General features: G+C 66.7%; 12 protein-coding genes. 3 read left to right on the top strand and 9 right to left on the bottom strand.

The window, feature by feature from the left end:
• The first annotated feature begins 42 nt into the window (after nucleotides 1-42).
• A complete protein-coding gene (locus AC5P7F_RS09965; protein WP_014647008.1) occupies nucleotides 43-1,719 on the top strand; it encodes a long-chain fatty acid--CoA ligase in 1,677 nt (558 codons plus the stop codon).
• Nucleotides 1,720-1,880: 161 nt separating this feature from the next.
• Nucleotides 1,881-2,753, top strand: a complete 873-nt coding sequence (locus AC5P7F_RS09970; protein WP_014647007.1) for a crotonase/enoyl-CoA hydratase family protein — start codon at nucleotides 1,881-1,883, stop codon at nucleotides 2,751-2,753.
• 70 nt (nucleotides 2,754-2,823) lie between these two features.
• Here the strand turns inward: AC5P7F_RS09970 and AC5P7F_RS09975 are convergent, their stop codons facing one another.
• The 8 genes from AC5P7F_RS09975 to AC5P7F_RS10010 form a co-directional block, all read right to left on the bottom strand.
• The gene (locus AC5P7F_RS09975; RefSeq protein ID WP_046430396.1) at nucleotides 2,824-5,001 is read right to left on the bottom strand and encodes a response regulator; all 2,178 of its coding nucleotides are present in this window, start codon (nucleotides 4,999-5,001) and stop codon (nucleotides 2,824-2,826) included.
• The gene (gene rpfG, locus AC5P7F_RS09980) at nucleotides 4,998-6,143 is read right to left on the bottom strand and encodes a cyclic di-GMP phosphodiesterase response regulator RpfG (protein ID WP_032959453.1); all 1,146 of its coding nucleotides are present in this window, start codon (nucleotides 6,141-6,143) and stop codon (nucleotides 4,998-5,000) included. Before rpfG ends, AC5P7F_RS09975 begins: the two co-directional genes overlap by 4 nt.
• A 205-nt stretch (nucleotides 6,144-6,348) precedes the next feature.
• A complete protein-coding gene (gene lysS, locus AC5P7F_RS09985) occupies nucleotides 6,349-7,860 on the bottom strand; it encodes a lysine--tRNA ligase (protein ID WP_012480078.1) in 1,512 nt (503 codons plus the stop codon).
• Nucleotides 7,861-8,047: 187 nt separating this feature from the next.
• Complete coding sequence (locus tag AC5P7F_RS09990; protein WP_142234669.1) at nucleotides 8,048-9,688, bottom strand: acetolactate synthase large subunit; 1,641 nt, start codon at nucleotides 9,686-9,688, stop codon at nucleotides 8,048-8,050.
• 62 nt (nucleotides 9,689-9,750) lie between these two features.
• The gene (locus AC5P7F_RS09995; RefSeq protein ID WP_164077787.1) at nucleotides 9,751-11,136 is read right to left on the bottom strand and encodes an aldehyde dehydrogenase family protein; all 1,386 of its coding nucleotides are present in this window, start codon (nucleotides 11,134-11,136) and stop codon (nucleotides 9,751-9,753) included.
• A gap of 694 nt (nucleotides 11,137-11,830) precedes the next feature.
• The gene (locus AC5P7F_RS10000; RefSeq protein ID WP_019661470.1) at nucleotides 11,831-12,613 is read right to left on the bottom strand and encodes a helix-turn-helix transcriptional regulator; all 783 of its coding nucleotides are present in this window, start codon (nucleotides 12,611-12,613) and stop codon (nucleotides 11,831-11,833) included.
• Between the two features lie 156 nt (nucleotides 12,614-12,769).
• A protein-coding gene (gene prfB / locus AC5P7F_RS10005; protein WP_014037064.1) for a peptide chain release factor 2 occupies nucleotides 12,770-13,895 on the bottom strand; the annotation gives its coding sequence in 2 pieces (ribosomal slippage) (nucleotides 12,770-13,819 and nucleotides 13,821-13,895; 1,125 coding nt in all).
• Nucleotides 13,896-13,965: 70 nt separating this feature from the next.
• Nucleotides 13,966-14,826: a LytTR family DNA-binding domain-containing protein gene (locus AC5P7F_RS10010; protein WP_069118454.1), complete on the bottom strand. Its 861-nt coding sequence runs from the start codon at nucleotides 14,824-14,826 to the stop codon at nucleotides 13,966-13,968.
• Nucleotides 14,827-15,001: 175 nt separating this feature from the next.
• Here AC5P7F_RS10010 and AC5P7F_RS10015 point away from each other — a divergent pair, with 175 nt between their 5' ends.
• The gene (locus AC5P7F_RS10015; protein ID WP_164077675.1) at nucleotides 15,002-16,201 is read left to right on the top strand and encodes an acyltransferase family protein; all 1,200 of its coding nucleotides are present in this window, start codon (nucleotides 15,002-15,004) and stop codon (nucleotides 16,199-16,201) included.
• 102 nt (nucleotides 16,202-16,303) lie between these two features.
• Here the strand turns inward: AC5P7F_RS10015 and AC5P7F_RS10020 are convergent, their stop codons facing one another.
• Nucleotides 16,304-19,213: a DUF2135 domain-containing protein gene (locus tag AC5P7F_RS10020; RefSeq protein ID WP_164077674.1), complete on the bottom strand. Its 2,910-nt coding sequence runs from the start codon at nucleotides 19,211-19,213 to the stop codon at nucleotides 16,304-16,306.
• Nucleotides 19,214-19,267: the final 54 nt, after the last annotated feature.

A 19,267-nucleotide genomic window follows, 5' to 3' on the forward strand; every position in this document is an offset into this window, starting at 1 on the left:
TCAGGGCCGGACCTAATACATCACGATTCCTGGAGGGGGAATATGAGTCTGGATCGTCCCTGGCTGCAGAGCTATCCGAAAGGCGTTCCCGCCGAGATCGACGTCAACGAGTTCCATTCGGTAGCTTCGGTCTTCGACGCTTCCGTCGCGAAATTCCGCGACCGTCCCGCCTACTCCAGCTTCGGCAAGGTCCTCACCTACGGCGAGACCGACGCGCTGGTCGAACAGTTCGCGGCCTACCTGCTCGGTGAGCTCAAGCTCAAGAAGGGTGACCGCGTCGCCCTGATGATGCCCAACTGCCTGCAGTACCCGGTGGCCACCTTCGGCGTGCTGCGCGCCGGCCTGACCGTGGTCAACGTCAACCCGCTGTACACCGCCCGCGAGCTCAAGCACCAGCTGGTCGATGCCGGCGTGACCGCGCTGGTGGTGGTCGACAACTTCGGCGACACCGTCGAGCAGGTCATCGCCGATACGCCGGTCAAGCATGTGGTCACCACCGGCCTGGGCGACCTGCTCGGCGCCAAGGGCGTGATCGTCAACTTCGTGCTGAAGTACATCAAGAAGATGGTGCCCAACTACCATCTCAAGGGCGCGGTGCGCTTCCGCCAGGCGCTCAAGCTCGGCAGCCGCCACAGCCTGCCCAAGGTCGAGATCGACCACGACGACATCGCGTTCCTGCAGTACACCGGCGGCACCACCGGCGTGGCCAAGGGCGCGATGCTGACCAACCGCAACCTGATTGCCAACATGCAGCAGGCCTCGGCCTGGATCAGTGCGTCCGGCATCGAGATGGGCAAGGAGTGGATCATCACCGCCCTGCCGCTGTACCACATCTTCGCGCTGACCGCGAACGGCCTGGTCTTCATGAAGTTCGGTGGCTGCAATCACCTGATCACCAACCCGCGCGACATGAAGGGCTTCGTCAAGGAGCTCAAGTCGGTACGTTTCACTGCCATCACCGGCGTCAACACGCTGTTCAACGGCCTGCTCAACACCCCCGGTTTCGACACGGTCGACTTCTCCTCGCTGAAGGTCACCCTGGGCGGCGGCATGGCGGTGCAGCGCGCCGTCGCCGAGCGCTGGAAGAAGGTCACCGGCGTGACCCTGGTCGAGGCCTATGGCCTGACCGAGACCTCGCCGGCAGCCTGCATCAACCCGCTTACCCTGACCGAGTACAACGGCTCGATCGGCCTGCCGATCCCCTCCACCGATGCCTGCATCAAGGATGACAACAGTGCCATCCTGCCGCTGGGCGAGGTCGGCGAGCTCTGCATCAAGGGCCCGCAGGTGATGAAGGGCTACTGGCAGCGCCCGGAGGAAACGGCCAAGGCCATCGACGCGGACGGCTGGCTGCATACCGGCGACATGGCCAAGATGGACGAACACGGCTTCTTCTACATCGTCGACCGCAAGAAGGACATGATCCTGGTGTCCGGCTTCAACGTGTACCCGAACGAAGTCGAGGACGTGATCGCGATGATGCCGGGCGTGCTGGAAGTGGCCGCAGTCGGCGTCCCGGACGACAAGTCCGGCGAGGTGGTGAAGGTGGTCATCGTGAAGAAGGACCCGAACCTGACCGCCGAAATGGTCAAGGAGCATGCCCGGGCCAACCTGACCGGCTACAAGCACCCCAAAATCGTTGAATTCCGAAAGGAGCTGCCGAAGACCAACGTCGGCAAGATCCTCCGTCGCGAACTCCGCGATACGCCCGCCCAGTAAGGGTTTGCGGCAATCTGGACAGTGCAGGGCCCGGGGCGGAAACGTCCCGGGCCCTTTCGCATGCGACGCTGCTGAGGCGGTGTAGCATCGCCGCGTGTGTGGACCGTTCGGCCCGCCGGCCACCCACCTGACACTGCGGGCCGCATGCCGAGGACCCTTCCATGAGTACCATCGAAAAGCTGCCTTCAAGCGGCTCACCGTTCGCCACCATCCGTACCGAAGACAGCGCCGACGGCGCTGCCCACTGGCTGTTCATGCACGCCGATGCCGCCACCGGGATCCGTCCCTGCTGCCGCAAGGACATGCTCGACGAAATGTGGAGCTACATGGCGGCCATCACCCGCAGCCCTGCCGAACGCCACAACGGGACATTGCGGCATTTCGTGCTGGCCTCCGATGCCGTCGCCTACAACCTGGGCGGCGACCTGGACCTGTTCACCCGCCTGATCCGCGAAGGCAACCGCGACCTCCTGCTGAACTACGCCCAGCGCTGCGTGGAGGGCGTGCACCACCTGCACACCGGGTTCGGCGGCGACGTCCGTTCGATCGCGCTGATCCAGGGTGACGCCCTCGGCGGCGGCCTGGAAATGGCCCTGGCCTGCCACACCATCGTCGCCGAGGAAGGCAGCGGACTGGGCCTGCCGGAGGTGCTGTTCGGCCTGTTCCCGGGCATGGGTGCGTACTCCTTCCTGTGCCGGCGCGTGTCCCCCCACCTGGCCGAGAAGATCATCCTCGACGGCCGGGTCTACAGCGCCGAGGAGATGCACGCGATGGGCGTGGTCGACGTGCTGGTGAAGAAGGGCGAAGGCCGGGCGGCGGTGGAGGAACTGATCCGCCAGCAGCAGCGCACGCCGCAGTCCTATCTGGCGATGAACGCCGCACGCGCCATCGCCCAGCCGGTCAGCTACGACGAACTGCTGGAGATCACCAAGGTATGGGTCGATTCCGCCCTCGCACTCGGCGACCGCTCGCTGCGCACCATGGATCGCCTGATCAAGGCCCAGACCCGTCGCGCCAGTCTCGACGCGGCCTGATTCCTCCCCTCCCCCAGGATGGGTTCAAGCCCGGCTGGCCACCGGGCTTTTTTTGGGTTCACGCCACGCCTCAGCGCGCTTCACCATCATCGGCGGCGCCGCGCATGCGGCGTTCGGCCCGCGCGTCCAGCGCGCGCCGACCTTCCTTGATCGCCTCCTGCAGGATGCCCAGGCGCTGACGCCATTCGGTCTTGAGCTGCCAGTCGGCCATCCGCATCAGCTCGCCGGCACGGTTGGACGCGCGCATCAGGCCGAGGTTGCTGGCCACGCCCTTGATCGCGTGGGATTGTTCGCGGAACACATCCCACTGCGTGGCCTCGCCGGCCTGCTCGGCCTTGCCCATGCAGCTCGCCACGTCCTCCAGGCACTGGCGGATGAACTCACGTTCGAAGCCCTCGCCCATGCCCAGCGAGGCCAGTTCGTCCAGCACGCTGCTGTCGAGCACGCCATCCTGCAGCGGCGCCGCCGGTCGCACCACCGGTGCGGCCATGGTCTTCAGCTGGGCATTGCTGGCGATCTCGGCCAGCGTATCGAGCAGGCGCACCGCAACGACGGGCTTGGCCAGGAAGGCATGTGCGCCGGCCTGGGTACAGCGCTGGATCGCCTCGGGCGTTACATCTGCACTCAGTACCAGTACCGGCGTGCGCGGACCGCCGCCGGCCTGCATCACCCGCAGTTCCTTGAGCATGTCCAGCCCGCTCATGCCCGGCATGTGCAGATCGACGATGACCGCGTCGAACTCGCTGTCGGCCAGCGCATCCAGCACCGCCTCACCGCCGTCCACGCACAGCACGCGATGGCCGGCCTTCTGCAGCAGGCGCTGCAGGACCATGCGGTTGGCCTCGTGGTCGTCGGCCACCAGGATCTGCATGCTGCGCACGCGGGCGCGATGGCGCAGGAACGGATCGGCAAAAGCGATCACGTTGCCGCCCGGGCCCGCGTCTTCGTCGCCGCTCAGGCTCGGCACCGCGCCCGGCACCTGCGGCTGCGGCGGCGCGAACGGCAGCTCGACCCAGAAGTGGCTGCCGCGCGGCGGGTTTTCCAGATAGCCGATGTCACCGTCCATCGCCTCGACCAGGCCCTTGGCGATGGTCGTGCCCAGCCCCGTCCCCTCGTGGCGGCGCGCCATGCTGACATCGGCCTGCTCGAACGCGTCGAACAGCCGTGCACGCATGGCAGGTGGCACGCCGATGCCGGTGTCGAGGATGTCGAAGCGCAACCGCACCGCCCCGCTGGCGTCGGCCTGCACCACGCCGACACGTATCTCGACCCGGCCATGGTCGGTGAACTTGACCGCGTTGCCGGCCAGGTTCAGCAGGATCTGCCGCAGGTGCCCGACATCGCCGCGCACGCGTGGCGGCACACCATCGGCCACCTTCACCCGGTAATCCAGCCGTTTGGCCTTGGCCTGTGGCAACAGGATCAGACCGATCGCCTGGATCACGTCGGCCACGGCGAAGTCCTCGGCCACCACGCGCAGCTTGCCGGCCTCGATGGCCGAGATGTCCAGCACTTCCTCCACCAGTGCCAGCAGGCTGCGCGACGACGCCTGGATGGTGTTGAGGCACTCGCGCTGCTCGTCATCCAGGCGCGTGGTGGCCAGCACTTCGGTCATGCCGTTGAGACCGTTCAACGGCGTGCGGAACTCATGGCTCATGTTGGCCAGGAACCGGCTCTTGGCCTCGCTGGCGCGGCGCGCCTCGGCCATCGCTTCGGTCAGCTGCCGCAGCAATGTCGAGAAGTACAGCGGCACCGCTGCCAGGCCCAGCCAGAGGCCGATGGCCAGGCGGAAATTCTGTTGCCAGTAAGGCGTCAGCATCACGGTGCAGCCGAAGCTCACCATCGCCATGGCCACCGCCACGTACAGATAGTGGTTGCCAAAGCGCATGCCATTGCCGACCGTCACCCACATCACCACGATGTAGACCCAGGCCAGCGGCTCACCCATCTGCACCATGCCGGCAGCAATGAGGCCGTAGTCAGCCAGCATGCCCAGCACGCGGCGGGGATCGGAACGCGCCGGCCGCCACAGCAGCCAGCCGAACAGCAACAGTGACAGGCTCAGGCCGGTCAGCACGATCGCCAGCACACCGACGTACTGGGTATGCGGCAGATCGTGGCGCGGTGCCGGCAACAGTACGTAGGCCAGGATCAGGCTGATCAGCACGATGCGGACGATCTGCTGGCCGTGCTCGCTGTCCTGGCGCTGGGACAGGCGCAGCCGCAGCTGCGACAACAGGCGTTTCACGCGCCCAGCCCCGGGCGCGCGGACGCCATCGAATGCTCGGCGCAGATCTGGTCGAGCTGTTCGCGGCCGCGCAGCAGCGCGTCCACGCATCGGGGATCGAACAGGCGGCCACGCTGGGCGTAGAGATAAGCCAGGGTGGCTTCCATGGTCCATGCTTCCTTGTACGGACGGGGCGAAATCAGGGCGTCGAAGACATCGGCGACGGCCACGATGCGCGCTTCCAGCGGAATCGCGTCGCCGACCAGCCCATCGGGATAGCCACTGCCGTCGTAGCGCTCATGATGACGCAGTGCGATCAACGCGCCAACCTGGATGAAGCGATTCTGGCTGCCGCTCAGCAGTTCATGGCCAATCCGCGGGTGCCGGCGCATGATCGCCAGCTCTTCCTCGTTGAGCTTGCCCTGCTTGAGCAGCACCGCATCGGGAATGGCGATCTTGCCCATGTCATGCAGCGGCGCAGCCATTTCGATCAGGCGCACCTCCTCTTCGGGCAGCCCGAGCTGTTCGGCGATCAGTCCGGCCACGCGCGCCATGCGCTCCAGGTAGGCGCTGGTGCCGGCATCACGGAACTCGATCGCGCGTGCCAGCCGCGACAGCGTCTCGCGCTCGCGCTCTTCGACCTCATGCATGCTGGCCAGCAGGCGCTGCTCCAGCGACAGCGCCCGCTGCTTCACGTTCTCGGTCTGCTGGCGCAGCTGCAGCAGGTTGTAGCAGCGCGCACGCAGCTCGCGCGGGCGGATCGGCTTGACCAGGAAGTCGATGACGCCTGCTTCCAGTGCCGCTTGCCGGATCGGCTCGTCACCGACCACGGTGATCAGGATCACCGGAATGTCACGGTGCTTGGGCAGGCGACGGAAACGACGGGCGAATTCCAGCCCATCCATCTCCGGCATGCGGTAATCGAGCAGCAGCAGGTCGACCGGATGGGCTTCGCACCAGGCCAATGCGGTCAGCGGGTCTCCGAAGTCATACACGCTCAGTTCCGGCGCGATGTCTTCGATGACGTGACGCAGCATCGTCCGGGCCGAAGTCTGGTCGTCAACGATGACGATGTTCAACGCGTACTCTGCCTGGTTTCTCGACCACGCTGGATCATCAGCAGGCGAGGATACTCTGCCGCTGCGAACGCTCGCACCCTGCATCGGCCTGACTCCCGTGTCATGCGTCCCGATTCATGATCGTCATCACAATGTGAAGCGGACTCCCCACACCGTGCCCTCCCCCTGGCGCCGATCAAGCCATAACAGGCGTCAAGGTAGTGCAATTACGATACGCCGAGTGCGGGACGCGTCAATCGCGCCGTCTCGTTTCGGGACGGCGCGCACAATCGGGAGTCAAAAAGGCGACTTACTGCTCCGGACGCATGTACGGGAACAGCAGTACATCGCGGATCGAGCTGCTGCCGGTCAGCAGCATCACCAGGCGATCCACGCCGATGCCGAGGCCGCCGGTCGGTGCCATGCCGTACTCCAGCGCACGGATGTAGTCGGCGTCGTAGTGCATGGCCTCGTCATCGCCACCTTCCTTCGCCGCCACCTGGGCCTGGAAGCGCTGGGCCTGGTCTTCCGGATCGTTCAGCTCGGAGAAGCCGTTGGCCAGCTCCTTGCCGTTGACGAACAGCTCGAAGCGGTCGGTGTAGCCCGGGTCATTGTCGTTGGCACGGGCCAGCGGCGAGACCTCCACCGGATGGTCGGTGATGAAGGTCGGCTGGATCAGGGTGTGCTCGACGGTGGCCTCGAAGATCTCCAGCAGCAGCTTGCCCCAGCCGTAGGACGGCTTGACGCGGATCTTCAGGCGCTCGCAATGGCGCAGCAGCGCGTCGCGGTCGGTGCAGTCCGCCGCAGAGATTTCCGGGTTGTGGTGGCGCACCGCCTCGTCCATGCGCCAGCGGCGGAATGCCGGGCCCAGGTCGATCTTCGCGCCGTCCCATTCGACCTCGGTGCCACCGTTGACGGCCTTGGCCACGTCACGGATCACGCCTTCGGTCAGGTCCATGATCTCGTTGTACGTGGCATAGGCCTCGTACAGCTCCATCATGGTGAATTCCGGGTTGTGGCGGGTGCTGACGCCTTCATTGCGGAAGTTGCGGTTGATCTCGTACACGCGCTCAAGGCCACCCACGGTCAGGCGCTTGAGGTACAGCTCCGGCGCCACGCGCAGGTACAGGTCCAGGTCCAGCGCATTGTGGTGGGTGGTGAACGGCTTGGCCGCCGCGCCGCCGGGGATGTAATGCATCATCGGCGTCTCGACTTCCAGGAAGTCGCGGTTGTCCAGCCACGCGCGCATGGCGCGGATGATCTTCGAGCGCTTGATGAACACCGCGCGCGACTCCGGGGTCACGATCAGGTCGACGTAACGCTGGCGGTAACGCTGCTCGACGTCGGCCAGGCCATGCCACTTGTCCGGCAGCGGGCGCAGCGACTTGGTCAGCAGGCGGATCGATTCGGCCTTGACCGACAGCTCGCCGGTCTTGGTACGGGTCAGGCCGCCTTCGACGGCGATGATGTCGCCCACGTCCCAGCCCTTGAAGGCGGTATAGGCATCGCCCAGCACCGCGCCCTGCAGGAACAGCTGGATGCGGCCGGACTCGTCCTGGATCTGCGCGAAGCTGGCCTTGCCCATGATGCGCTTGGCCATCAGGCGGCCCGCCATCTTCACCTGGCGGCCGTTGCCTTCCAGGGCCTCGGCGGTCCAGGTTTCGGCATCTGCGAATTCTTCCTGCAGGCGGCCGGCGAAGTCCTCGCGACGGAAGTCGTTCGGGTACGCGATGCCCTGCCCACGCAGCGCTTTGAGTTTCTCACGGCGCTCGGCGATCAACTTGTTTTCGTCGACGGGGGGGGTATCGGTAGCTTCGCTCATGGATCTGCGGGAATCGTGTAGTGAGGGGGGATGCAGCGCCCGGCACAGCCGGTTGCCCAGCATACCAAAACCGCCCAGCCCCAGCCCTGGGCCGGGCCCGCCCCGGTAGCCGCCAACCTTGGTTGGCGCCGTGCGTGTCGACCAAGGTCGACACCTACCGGGCGGATCGGCCGGCCCTGCTCCGCCGCTACCTGTTGCCGGGGAACGCCTGGCGCAACTCATCCACCAGCACCCGCTGGTTCTCCGAATAGTCCACCGGCACCGACACCAGGTGCACCCCGCCCTCGTTGAAGGCCGCTTCCAGGGTCGGGATGAACTGCTCGATGGCCGTCACCTCGTGGCCCTTGCAGCCATAGGCCTCGGCGTACTTCACGAAATCGGGGTTGCTGAAGGTCATGCCGTAGTCGGTGAATCCGTCCACGGCCTGCTTCCAGCGGATCATGCCGTAGGCACCGTCGTTGAGGATCAGCACCACCAGGTTCAGGCCCAGCCGGCGGGCCGTCTCCAGCTCCTGGCTGTTCATCATGAAGCCGCCGTCGCCGCACACCGCCAGCACCCGCCGCTGCGGATACAGGATCGAGGCCATGATCGCCGACGGCAGGCCCGCGCCCATCGTCGCCAGCGCGTTGTCCAGCAGCAGCGTGTTGGCCACCTGGGTGCGGTAGTTGCGCGCGAACCAGATCTTGTACATGCCGTTGTCCAGCGCCACGATGCCATCCGGCGGCATCACCTGGCGCACGTCGTGCACCAGCCGCTGCGGGGTGAACCCGGCCTCTTCGGCCCGGTCGGCCAGGTGCTCGAGGATGGTCGCGCGCAGCGGCAGCAGCGCAGCGGCATCCGGCACCGCGCCCTCGATGCGGTCGGCCAGCTGGGTCAGCGAACGACCGATATCGCCGATCACCTCCACCTGCGGGAAATACACCTGTTCCACCGCCGCCTGCGAGTACCCGATATGGATCACCGTCGGCCCACCCGGGCGCATCACGAATGGCGGCTTCTCGGTGACCTCGTGGCCGATGGTCACGATCACGTCGGCCTGGTCGATCGCCATGTGCACGTAATCGCGCTCGGTCAGCGCCGCGGTGCCCATGTACAGGCCTGAACCACCGGCCACCGCGCCCTTGCCCATCTGCGTGGTGAAGAACGGGATGCCGGCGCGCAGCACGAACGCGGACAGCGCGTCGCTGGACTGCGGCCGCGAGGCCGCCGAAGCGATCATCAGCAGCGGCCGCTTTGCATTGCGGATGAGCTCTGCTGCCCGATCCAGCGCCTCCGGGCTGGCAATGGGACGGTCCACCGCGTGCGGCGGAATCAGCGCCACGCCCTCGACCTCATCGGCAGCAATGTCTTCGGGCAGCTCCAGCAACACCGGGCCCGGGCGCTCTTCCTGGGCGACACGGAACGCCTCGCGGACGATGGTCGGAATGGTGCGTGCCGAGACGATCTGCCGCGCCTGTTTGGTCAGCGGCTTCATCGTGCCGACGATGTCGACGATCTGGAAGCGCGCCTGCTTGCTGGCGACGATGCCCTTCTGGCCGGTGATCATGATCACCGGCCACGCACCCAGCAGCGCATAGGCGGCGCCGGTGGTGAAGTTGAGCGCGCCCGGGCCGAGCGTGGCCAGGCATACGCCCGGCTTGCCGGTCAGGCGGCCGTAAGTGGCCGCCATGAACACCGCCGCCTGTTCGTGGCGGGTGATGACCAGTTCGATGCTGGAATGGCGGAGCGACTCGACCACGTCGAGGTTTTCTTCGCCGGGAATGCCGAAAATGCGCTCGACGCCTTCGTTCTCAAGTGCGGCGACGAGCAGATCTGAACCCTTGGACATCGGATGCCGTCCTTTGTGCTGGACTGATGGTGGATCGTTGCAGGAAGGATGAGAGCCGCGCGTCAATGCTTGTCGAACCACACTGTCTGCGCGTTGACGAATTCACGGATGCCGAAGTGCGAGAGCTCGCGGCCGAAGCCGCTCTTCTTCACACCGCCGATCGGCACGCGAGGGTCGGAAGCGGAGAAGCCGTTGACGAACACACCGCCGGTCTGCAGCCGGCGCGCCAGCTGCATGGCCCGCGCGCGGTCACCGGTCCACAGGTTGCCGCTGAGGCCGAACTCGCTCTGGTTGGCCAGTTCCACCGCGTGGTCGGCATCGCGGGCGCGGCTGATCGAGGCCACCGGCCCGAACGTTTCCGTGTCAAAGGCCTGCATGCCCGGCTCCACGTCCGCCAGCACGGTGGGCGCATAGAACGCGCCCGGACGATCGAGCTGATGGCCGCCGACGAGCAGCTTCGCGCCTGCGTCCACCGAGGCGCGCACCTGCGCGTCCAACTGTTCCAGCAGGTCCTGGCGTGCCATCGGACCAATGCGATTGCCCGCTTCACGGCCATCACCGATGGTCAGCGCCTGCACTTTCTGGCAGAACTGCGCCACGAAGCGGTCGTACACCGCGTCTTCAACGATGATGCGCTTGCCGGCAATGCAGACCTGCCCGGTGTTCTGGAAGCGCGAGGTCACCGCCGCATCGACGGCCGCATCCAGGTCAGCGTCAGCCAGCACGATGAACGGATCCGAGCCGCCCAGTTCCAGCACCACCTTCTTCAGCGCCTGCCCGGCCTGGGCAGCGATGCTGCGGCCTGCGGCCACGCTGCCGGTCAGGGTGACGGCGGCGATGCGGTCATCGGAGATCGCACGGCTGGTACCCTCGCGGCTGATGTTGGCGGCGATGAAGGTGCCTTCCGGCAGCCCGGCATCACGCCAGGCGGCATCGAGCAGCTGCGCGGTGCCGACGATGTTCTCGGCCGGCTTCAGCAGGAAGCCGTTGCCGCCCATCAGGATCGGTACCGCCGCGCGCATCACCTGCCAGTACGGGAAATTCCACGGCATGATGCCCAGCACCACGCCCAGCGGCAGGTAGGACACGTAAGCCTTGTCGTCGGGCACCTGGGTCGGCTCGTCGCGCAGGAACTGCGCACCGTGGTCGGCGTACCAGTCGCACAGCACGGCACACTTCTCGATCTCGGCCAGTGCTTCGGCCTGCACCTTGCCCATCTCGGTGGTAGCCAGCGCGGCCAGCTTTTCACGGTCACGGCGTAGCACCGCGGCCATCGCACGCAGTACGTCTGAGCGCTGTTCGAGGCTCTTGACGCTCCAGGCCGCAAAGCCGACCTGGCCGCGATCCAGGATTGTTTCCAGCTCGGCGTCGGTAGCGAAGGGATGGCTGGCGATCTGCTGGCCGGTAGCCGGATCGCGGGAAATGGCGGTGGTGGGGGCAGCGGACATGCAGGTCTCCTGGTGTCTCGACGACGGGCGGCGGCCCGTCTCCTGCACAGGAATGTGGACCCGATTGGCGGAGGCAACAAGGCGTCTGCTTATCCTGTGACCTGCACTTACCTGTCTGAATGGGGGCTCTTGCAGGGCTGCGCCCTGCACCCGCAGAGGCAACGGCAACAGCCGAAGCAGCAGCAACAGCGGGCTATCTGTGGGATGGCGAGGTGGGTCCGGTTGCCGGAGACGCCGTAAACCCGTCCTTGGGGGCTTGGCCGCGGCATCCATGCCGCGGACACTCCCGCAACCGGACCCACCCCGCCTTCGACGGTTTTCCGCGATCTGTCGGGGCGGCGCTCTGCGTTGCTGTTGGTAGATGTCGACCTTGGTCGACACAGTAGACCCACGCCATCCGTGGATGACTCATTCGATATCTGAGAGAAAAATCGTGTCGACCAAGGTCGACACCTACCAACAGCCGCGCGGAACAAAGCCGCAGTTGCCAACAGCCGCGTGAACCTGTCGAAGGTGGGGCGGTGTCGGCGTGCGGGGTGTCAGCCGCATGGATGCGGCTGCCAAGCCTACACGGACGTACTTGCGGCGTCCCCGCACGCCGACACCGCCCCGCCGAACCACGGAACATAGCTCTGGCTCTGGCTTTGGCCGTTGCATTGAGCAGGTGCAGGGCTGCAAGCCCTGCCGAACACCCCTACTTTCGCGGCAGGTAAGTCACCAGGGAAAGGTCATGCCGGCTCTCCGGCACCAGCGCCACGTACTGCAGGTCCAGCAACCCGCGCGTGGGATGGTTCAGCTTCTTCGCCCCTTCATCGAACCGACGCACGTCGTGCTCCGGCCACCACTGGCGGAACTCCTCGCTGTGCGCCGCGATGTCCTCCACCAGCGCCAGGAACGGCGCCTTGTCCGGCGCCTGCGCCATCGCCGCACGGAAGCCTGCCAGCAGGCCGCGGGTCATTTCTTCCCAGTTGAGGATCAGCGTGCGGTACGGCGGGTACAGGAACATCAGCCGCAGCGTGTTGCGCTCATGCGGCGCCAGTTGGCTGTAGTCCACGAACAGATCGGCGATGGCCGGGTTCCAGGCCAGGATGTCGAAGCGGGTGTTGCGCACATAGGCCGGGATCGGCTGCATCGCCTCCACCAGCTGGCGCAAGCCGTCGGTCACGCTCTCGTCCGGTGATTCCAGCGGCACGCCGTAGCCGGACAGCGCGAACGCGTAGGCGCGTTCGTCGTCGCTCATGCGCAGCACCTGCGCCAGGCGCTCCAGAACCTCGGGCGAGGCGCGCACTTCACGGCCCTGCTCGATCCAGGTGTACCAGCTGACGCTCACCCCGATCGCCAGCGCGACTTCCTCGCGCTTCAGGCCCGGGGTACGCCGGCGCCCGGCCGGCAGGCCGAGCGTGGCAGGATCGACACGGGCGCGGCAGGCCTTGAGAAAGCCGCCGAGTTCCTTGCGTTCACTTTCGCTGCGCATCATCGCTACCGCCGTACCCGTTGTAGCGTCGAGCCATGCTCGACGCATCTGCTACTGCGCCAACAGCAGCCGAGCATGGGCTCGGCCCCACATCGGAAGCGTGATCAGCCACCCTCGGCGTTGCGCACGAGGGTGACGATATCCGCGCAGGCGCGCCGATCAGGCATCGACGCGCTTGGAGCCCACGGCCAGGCCGGCCTTCAGGCTGGCCTCGACGAACTCGTCCAGGTCGCCATCCAGCACCTTCTGCGTGTCCGACCGTTCGATGCCGGTGCGCAGGTCCTTGATGCGGCTCTGGTCGAGCACGTAGTTGCGGATCTGGCTGCCCCAGCCGATGTCGGACTTGGTGGCTTCCACCGCGTCCTTCTCGGCGTTGCGCTTCTGGATCTCCAGTTCATACAGCTTGGCGGCCAGCATCTTCATCGCGTTGTCGCGGTTCTGGTGCTGGCTGCGGCCGGTCTGGCAGGCCACGACGATGTTGGTCGGGATGTGGGTGATACGCACCGCCGACTCGGTCTTGTTCACGTGCTGGCCACCGGCACCGGACGAACGGTACACGTCGGTACGCAGGTCGGCCGGGTTGATGGTGATGTCGATGTTGTCGTCGATTTCCGGCGACACGAACACCGAGGTGAAGCTGGTGTGGCGGCGGTTGTCCGAGTCGAACGGCGACTTGCGCACCAGGCGGTGCACGCCGGTCTCGGTCTTCAGCCAGCCATAGGCATAGTCGCCTTCCACGCGCAGCGTGGCCGACTTGATGCCAGCAACGTCGCCGCCGGAGACTTCCATCAGCTCGGTCTTCCAGCCACGCGATTCACACCAGCGCAGGTACATGCGCAGCAGGATCTCGGCCCAGTCCTGGGCTTCGGTACCACCGGCACCGGCCTGGATGTCGACGAACGCGGCCGCATTGTCCATCTCGCCGGAGAACATGCGCTGGAACTCCAGCTTCTCCACGTGGGCCTGGTGCTTGTCCAGGTCGGCGACCACGGCCAGGGCGGTGTCCTCGTCCTGCTCGGACTCGGCCAGCTCCAGCAGCTCGGTGGCGTCGTTCAGGCCATCCAGCACCGAGGCGATGCCGCCCACGGTCTTTTCCAGGCTGGAACGCTCGCGGCCCAGGTTCTGGGCGTATTCGGCGTTGTTCCAGACGTCGGGGCTTTCCAGCTCCCGCGTTACTTCTTCAAGACGCTCTTTCTTGGCGTCGTAGTCAAAGATACCCCCGAAGCGACAGCACGCGATCGGTCAGATCGGTGATGCGCTGGCGGACAGGATTCAGTTCGATCATGTCGGCGGTTATGCATTCAAAAGATGACTGGTAATGATACCGCAGGCTGCGGGTGCCCGGAATGAGGGCCTCACCCTGCCCCCAGCGCCTGCCGCAGCAGCGGCAGCTGGCGCCGGCTGCACGGCACTTTCGCCCCGTCGGCCATGTGCAGCAGGGCCTCGCCACCGTCCAGCGGCTCGATCGAGCGCAGCTGGCCCCGATGGATCAGCCAGCTGCGGTGCGGGCGCAGGAACTCGCCCGGGTCGAGCCGCTGCTCCAGCACCGCCATGGTGATCCGCAGCGGATAGTCGTGGCCGCGTACCCGCAGGTTCACATAGTTCCCCGCGGCCTGGGCATACTCCACGTCCGCCGTGGCGACCAGGAACTCCTTGCCCAGCTTGCGCACCAGGAAGTGCTGGGGGCGCTCGACCGGCTCCACCGGCGGGCCGACGTCCGGCTCGGCCAGCAGGCTCGCCTCGCCCTGCCTGCGCCGGCCGAACCAGCTGGCAAAGTGCTCCAGTGCCACGAACATCGCAAACGTGCGTACATCCTTCAGGTATTCGTAGGCAAAACGCTCCAGCCAGCCGGCATCATCCTGGTAGCGATGGCCCAGCGACCCGTAGGCCAGGTGCCGCAGCAGCACCATCCCCACCACGTGCAGCAGCGACCAGCCGACGCTGGCCAGCAGATACAGCGGCAATCGCCGCTTCCAGGTATCGGCATGCAGCGGCCAGCGCTCGCAGCCCCACCACAGCAGCGGCAGGGTCAACAGGACCAGGCCGAGGCTGCTGAACTCCCAGATCATCGGCTCCCACAGCCCGAGATCGCCGCCGCGGCGACTGGCGTCCATCACTTCCACCAGCGCATTGGTCACTGCCGAGGCCGACAGGATCGCCGCCCATACCAGCAGCCGGGTTGAAGTACGCCAGCGCGATGGTCGGCCCTGAGTCATTGCTGCATCCATGTCGTTGCGGTGCTCCAGCCTGCCTCAAGGGACAAAGGGTAGCGGCTCCATTGATCCCACCACCCCCGCCATTGGTCACTGCGTCGGTTCCAGCGGCCCCTTGCCAGTCGCCGCACGGACCGGGCGGCGTCACCTTGGCTCGACTCTCCGGCACACCACCACCATGACCCGACGCTACGACATCGACGCCCTGCGCGTGTTCGCCTTCGCCCTGCTGATCCTCTACCACACCGCCATGGCCTACGTGGACGACTGGGGCTTTCACCTCAAGAGCGTGCATACCGCCGAATGGCTGCAGTGGCCGATGCTGTTCGTCAACCGCTGGCGGATGTCGCTGCTGTTCCTGATCTCGGGTATCGCCATCGCGCTGATGCGGCCGGAAGGCAGGTTGCTGCGCTTCGCCGGCCTGCGCACCTGGCGGCTGCTGCTGCCGCTGCTGTTCGGCATGTTCGTGATCGTGCCGATCCAGCCCTATTGCGAAGGCGTGGCCAACGGCCACGTGGCACCCGGCTTCGGCCAGTTCCTGCTGCGCTACTGGCAGGTGCGGCCGTGGCCGGAAGGCAGCTTCGCCGGCTGGCAGTACGGCATCACCTGGAACCACCTGTGGTACCTGGCCTATCTGTGGAACTACACGCTGGCCTTGGCCCTGTTGATGCCATTGCTGGGAACGGCGGTGGTTCGCCGCGCGATGGCGCTCTGCGCAGCATCGCCGATGCTGCTGATCGGCCTTCCGTCCGCCCTGCTGCTGGCCTGGGTGATCTGGCTGGAGCCGATCTACCCGTCCACCAATGCCCTGCTCGGCGACTGGTACCAGCACGCGAAGTACGCGACGGTGTTCCTGGCCGGCTACCTGCTGGGTCGTGAACCGGTGTTCTGGGAGCGCGTGGTCGCCCTGCGCCGCACCACGCTATGGCTGGCGCTGGCTGCCGTCGGCTGGTATCTGGGGTTGCGCATCCTCGGCCAGGTATTGCCCGCCGATTCCCCGCTGCGGCAATGGCCCGAACCGTTCTGGGACCTGCAGGGCCGGGCCAGCCAGTCGCTTTACGTATGGACCGCGCTGCTGGCCATCCTCGGCTGGGGAAAGGTCTTCCTCGGTCGCCCGTTCCGCTGGCTGCCGTACTGCACCGAGGCGATCTATCCCTGGTACATGCTGCACCAGAGCCTGATCATCGTGCTGTTGTTCTGGCTCAAGCCACTTCAGTTGGGCCCGTGGATGGAACCGGCCCTGCTGCTGGCCGGTACTGTCGGCGGCTGCCTGCTGATCCATGAGTTGCTGATCCGTCGCGTGCGTTGGCTGCGGCCCCTGTTCGGCCTGCGTGCGAATCCGCCGGCGGCGCCAATGGCGCGCACCGCAGTAGTGTAGAGCCGAGCCCGCGCTCGGCTGCTTCTGCCATGAGCCGAGCGCAGGCTCGGCTCTACATTGAGGCAGTCGAGCCAGCTCGACTCTACACGGGTGCCCGAGCGATCAACGCACCTCGAACTCGCCCACCAGCACGGTTTCGGCGCGATCCTTCAGCCGCATCGTCACCATCTGGTCCTTCTGCTTGGCCGTGCCCCAATGGGTGGTCAGGCGCAGCATCAGCGTCGTCGCACCGGTCACCAGCTGCTGGCGACTGCCGAAATAGTTCGCCTCGACCTTGTACTTGCCCGGCTTGGCGTTGCGCAGCGAGAACTGCTCGGGGCCATAGCCGCCGGTGAAGTCCTGCGACATCCGCCCGCCCTGGTAGGTCTGGCGGTTGCCGTAGTAGGCACGCTCGCCGTTCGGGTCGGTCACCCACAGGTCCATGTCGCTGTTGTCGGCATCCCACGACAGCACCACGCGCAGGTCCAGCGGCATCGCCTGCAGCAGGCGCGGGTCGATGCTGGTGGTGTCCAGCCGGGGCGCGCTGCGCGCCACCAGGTTGGTCAGCTCATCCAATGCGATCAGGGCGATGCCATCGAAGCGGCTGTCCCACGGCCGCACCACCACTTGGTACAGCGGCGCCAGCGCCTGCTGCGGCTTGCCGGCCGCTGCCAGCGCCAGGCCCAGGTCGCGGAAGCTCTGCGGTTCTTCCTGGCCCATCGCCAGCACCTGCTCGAACACCGGCACCGCCAGTGCCGGGGCATCAGCCTGCATCAGCCGGTAGCCGAGCACGCGCAGCAGATGCCGGTTGTCCAGATCCATCTCGGCCAGGTTCGACAGTACCCGCAGTGCCAGTTCGCGCTGGCCCTGCTCCAGCAGCAGGTCGGCCACATCGAGGAAGAACGCGCTGCTGTCGGCGTGGGCATCGCGCTCGGCCAGATAGCGGTCGTAGAGTTGCGACGGCGGGCCCTCGCGCAGGCGCCGGGCGATGGCCGAGTCCGGCTGCCAGGCCGCCAGCTGGATGCCGAGTTGGCCGTCGTTGGCGGCAGCAGATGCGTCGGCGAACCCACCGGTGACCGCGATCGCATCCAGCGCCTTGCTCGATGCAGGTGCGGAGCGGCGCGCGCGTGCGCTGCTGGCTTCCATGCGCTGCTCGGCGGCGGCCATCGGTGCCGGGGCGGGTGGTGCCGCCGGGGCCGGCGCGGCGAGCATCGCCACCGGCGCTGATTCCATCGCGTAGTCCGCGGAGGCCACTTCCAGTGCCCCGCCCTTTGCCTGCGGCGGCATTCCCTTCGGCCAGCTGCGGTTCCACCACTGCTGGCGCTCCTTCCAGCGTGCCGCCACCTCATCCAGGCGCTGGCGATCAGCAGCGGCGCGATCTCTTACCTGCACTGCGAACCTGGCGTCGTACTCGGCGCGCAGCGTGCCCGAAGGGCGGATCGCATAGCGCAGGTAGTCCTCCAGTGTCTCCAGCACGATCAGCGAGGTATCCGGCCCGACCAGGCCAAACTGCTGCGACAGGCGCTGCATGGCCTCGCGGTTGCCGCGGCGGTCGGCGGCCAGCTGCTGCAGGCGCGCCTGCGCCCACAGGCCGGCCAGCAGTTCGCCGTCATCGCTTTTCTGCGTGGCCGGCAGTGCCTGCCATTCGCCGCCACCCACGCGCACCCGCATCGGCACGCCGTCGGCCGCCAGTCGTGCATGCAGCCACAACCAGCCCTGGGCTTCACTGCGACGATCGATCACCACGTCCTGCACGCCGCGCCCTGCATCGACCTGCACATCCAGCGGCGACGACAGCAGCTCACGGGCGGCCAATTCGACATCCTTCCCCAGCGCTACGAAGCGACCACCATGCGCTTCGCTCCAGCCACGCAGTCGCACGGCATCGGTGCGCGCGCCGGCGCTGCTGACCGCAAACAGGCGTTGATCCGGCGCCATCGCCGGCAGCTGTTCCGGCCCATAGGTCAGCAGGCCATCGCTGAACAGCAGGTATTCCTTCACGCTCGATTGCGGCTGCCACTGCGCCAGCGCGCTGGCACCGTCCGGGCGCACGGCCTGCAGGGCTGCGCGCAGCTCGCTCCAGTTGCCGGCGCGGATGCGGAATCGACGCACCGGCTCGGCGCGATCCCGCAGTACGGTCAACGCCACGCTGCCGTCACCCAGCGCAGCGAAATAGCGATCCAGCAGGGCGAACTCACGCGAGCGATCGCGCTGTCCCGCCGATCCGGAGCCGTCCCACAGCAGGCCGATCTCGCTGGGCAACGTGCGCGGCATACTGCTGGCTTCCACCGGCAACTGTGCCAGCAGGTAGTGCCCATCCTGCCAGTGCGCCACCTGGACCTGCGCCTGACGTGCTGCCGGCAGGTTCCACTGCAGCTGCTGCGGCAACTGCGCGCCCTTGCCCTGCCACAGCAGTTGGCCCGCGCTGATGCGGAAGGGTGCCGTACCTGCAGTGGTCGCGCCGGGTGTCTGCAGTTTCAGTTCAACCGAGGCCGCGCCGGCGGCGAACTGCAGCGGCAGCGTCCACTGCCAGCCTTGGCCGGCGAAGGCCAACGGCTCGCGAATCACCAGCTCCACGCGCCGGCTGCCACCAGCCGGCAGCGGGTAGATGCGCAGCCGGAACTGGTTGCCGGCGGTCTGTTCCAGCAGGCCCGGGTCGACCCCGCGACGGGCGATCTCCTCGAACACCTGGCGGCCGCGATCCTTGGGCACCGGCACCGCGTCACGCATCTCGCCGTTGATATCCAGCGCGAAGCCGCTGATCTGCTGACCGTCGGCCAGCGGGAACTGCAGCTCGCCCTCCAGCACGCGCCGGTTCGGGTTGTGGAATTCCAGTGTGATCCGGGTCTGGGCGATGCCGGCCTGGACTTCGCCTTCGATGCGGGCGTGTCGCAGCTGCACCGCCTGCTCGGCGGCCGGGGCAATCAGCAGAGGCATGCTGGCCTGCGGCCGGGAGATCGGCGGCGACTGCGCGCCAGCGGGCCAGGCCGCGAGGGCCAGCAACAACACAGTGCAGCAACGGACGAAGACCATGAGCGGACTCCAGTGGGATCGTGAACCTTTGAACGCACCAGCAACCGTAATGGG

Source organism: Stenotrophomonas sp. YJH_SMC_105-26 (assembly GCF_059368915.1).

What these genes read in the sequence shown, in the direction of transcription:
- AC5P7F_RS09990 (WP_142234669.1), bottom strand. Translation starts at nt 9,688, where the DNA reads ATGTCCAAGGGTTCAGATCTGCTCGTCGCCGCACTTGAGAACGAAGGC.
- AC5P7F_RS10015 (WP_164077675.1), top strand. Translation starts at nt 15,002, where the DNA reads ATGACCCGACGCTACGACATCGACGCCCTGCGCGTGTTCGCCTTCGCC.
- AC5P7F_RS09995 (WP_164077787.1), bottom strand. Translation starts at nt 11,136, where the DNA reads ATGTCCGCTGCCCCCACCACCGCCATTTCCCGCGATCCGGCTACCGGC.
- AC5P7F_RS10020 (WP_164077674.1), bottom strand. Translation starts at nt 19,213, where the DNA reads ATGGTCTTCGTCCGTTGCTGCACTGTGTTGTTGCTGGCCCTCGCGGCC.
- lysS (WP_012480078.1), bottom strand. Translation starts at nt 7,860, where the DNA reads ATGAGCGAAGCTACCGATACCCCCCCCGTCGACGAAAACAAGTTGATC.
- AC5P7F_RS10010 (WP_069118454.1), bottom strand. Translation starts at nt 14,826, where the DNA reads ATGACTCAGGGCCGACCATCGCGCTGGCGTACTTCAACCCGGCTGCTG.
- AC5P7F_RS10000 (WP_019661470.1), bottom strand. Translation starts at nt 12,613, where the DNA reads ATGATGCGCAGCGAAAGTGAACGCAAGGAACTCGGCGGCTTTCTCAAG.
- AC5P7F_RS09970 (WP_014647007.1), top strand. Translation starts at nt 1,881, where the DNA reads ATGAGTACCATCGAAAAGCTGCCTTCAAGCGGCTCACCGTTCGCCACC.
- AC5P7F_RS09965 (WP_014647008.1), top strand. Translation starts at nt 43, where the DNA reads ATGAGTCTGGATCGTCCCTGGCTGCAGAGCTATCCGAAAGGCGTTCCC.
- rpfG (WP_032959453.1), bottom strand. Translation starts at nt 6,143, where the DNA reads ATGCAGGGTGCGAGCGTTCGCAGCGGCAGAGTATCCTCGCCTGCTGAT.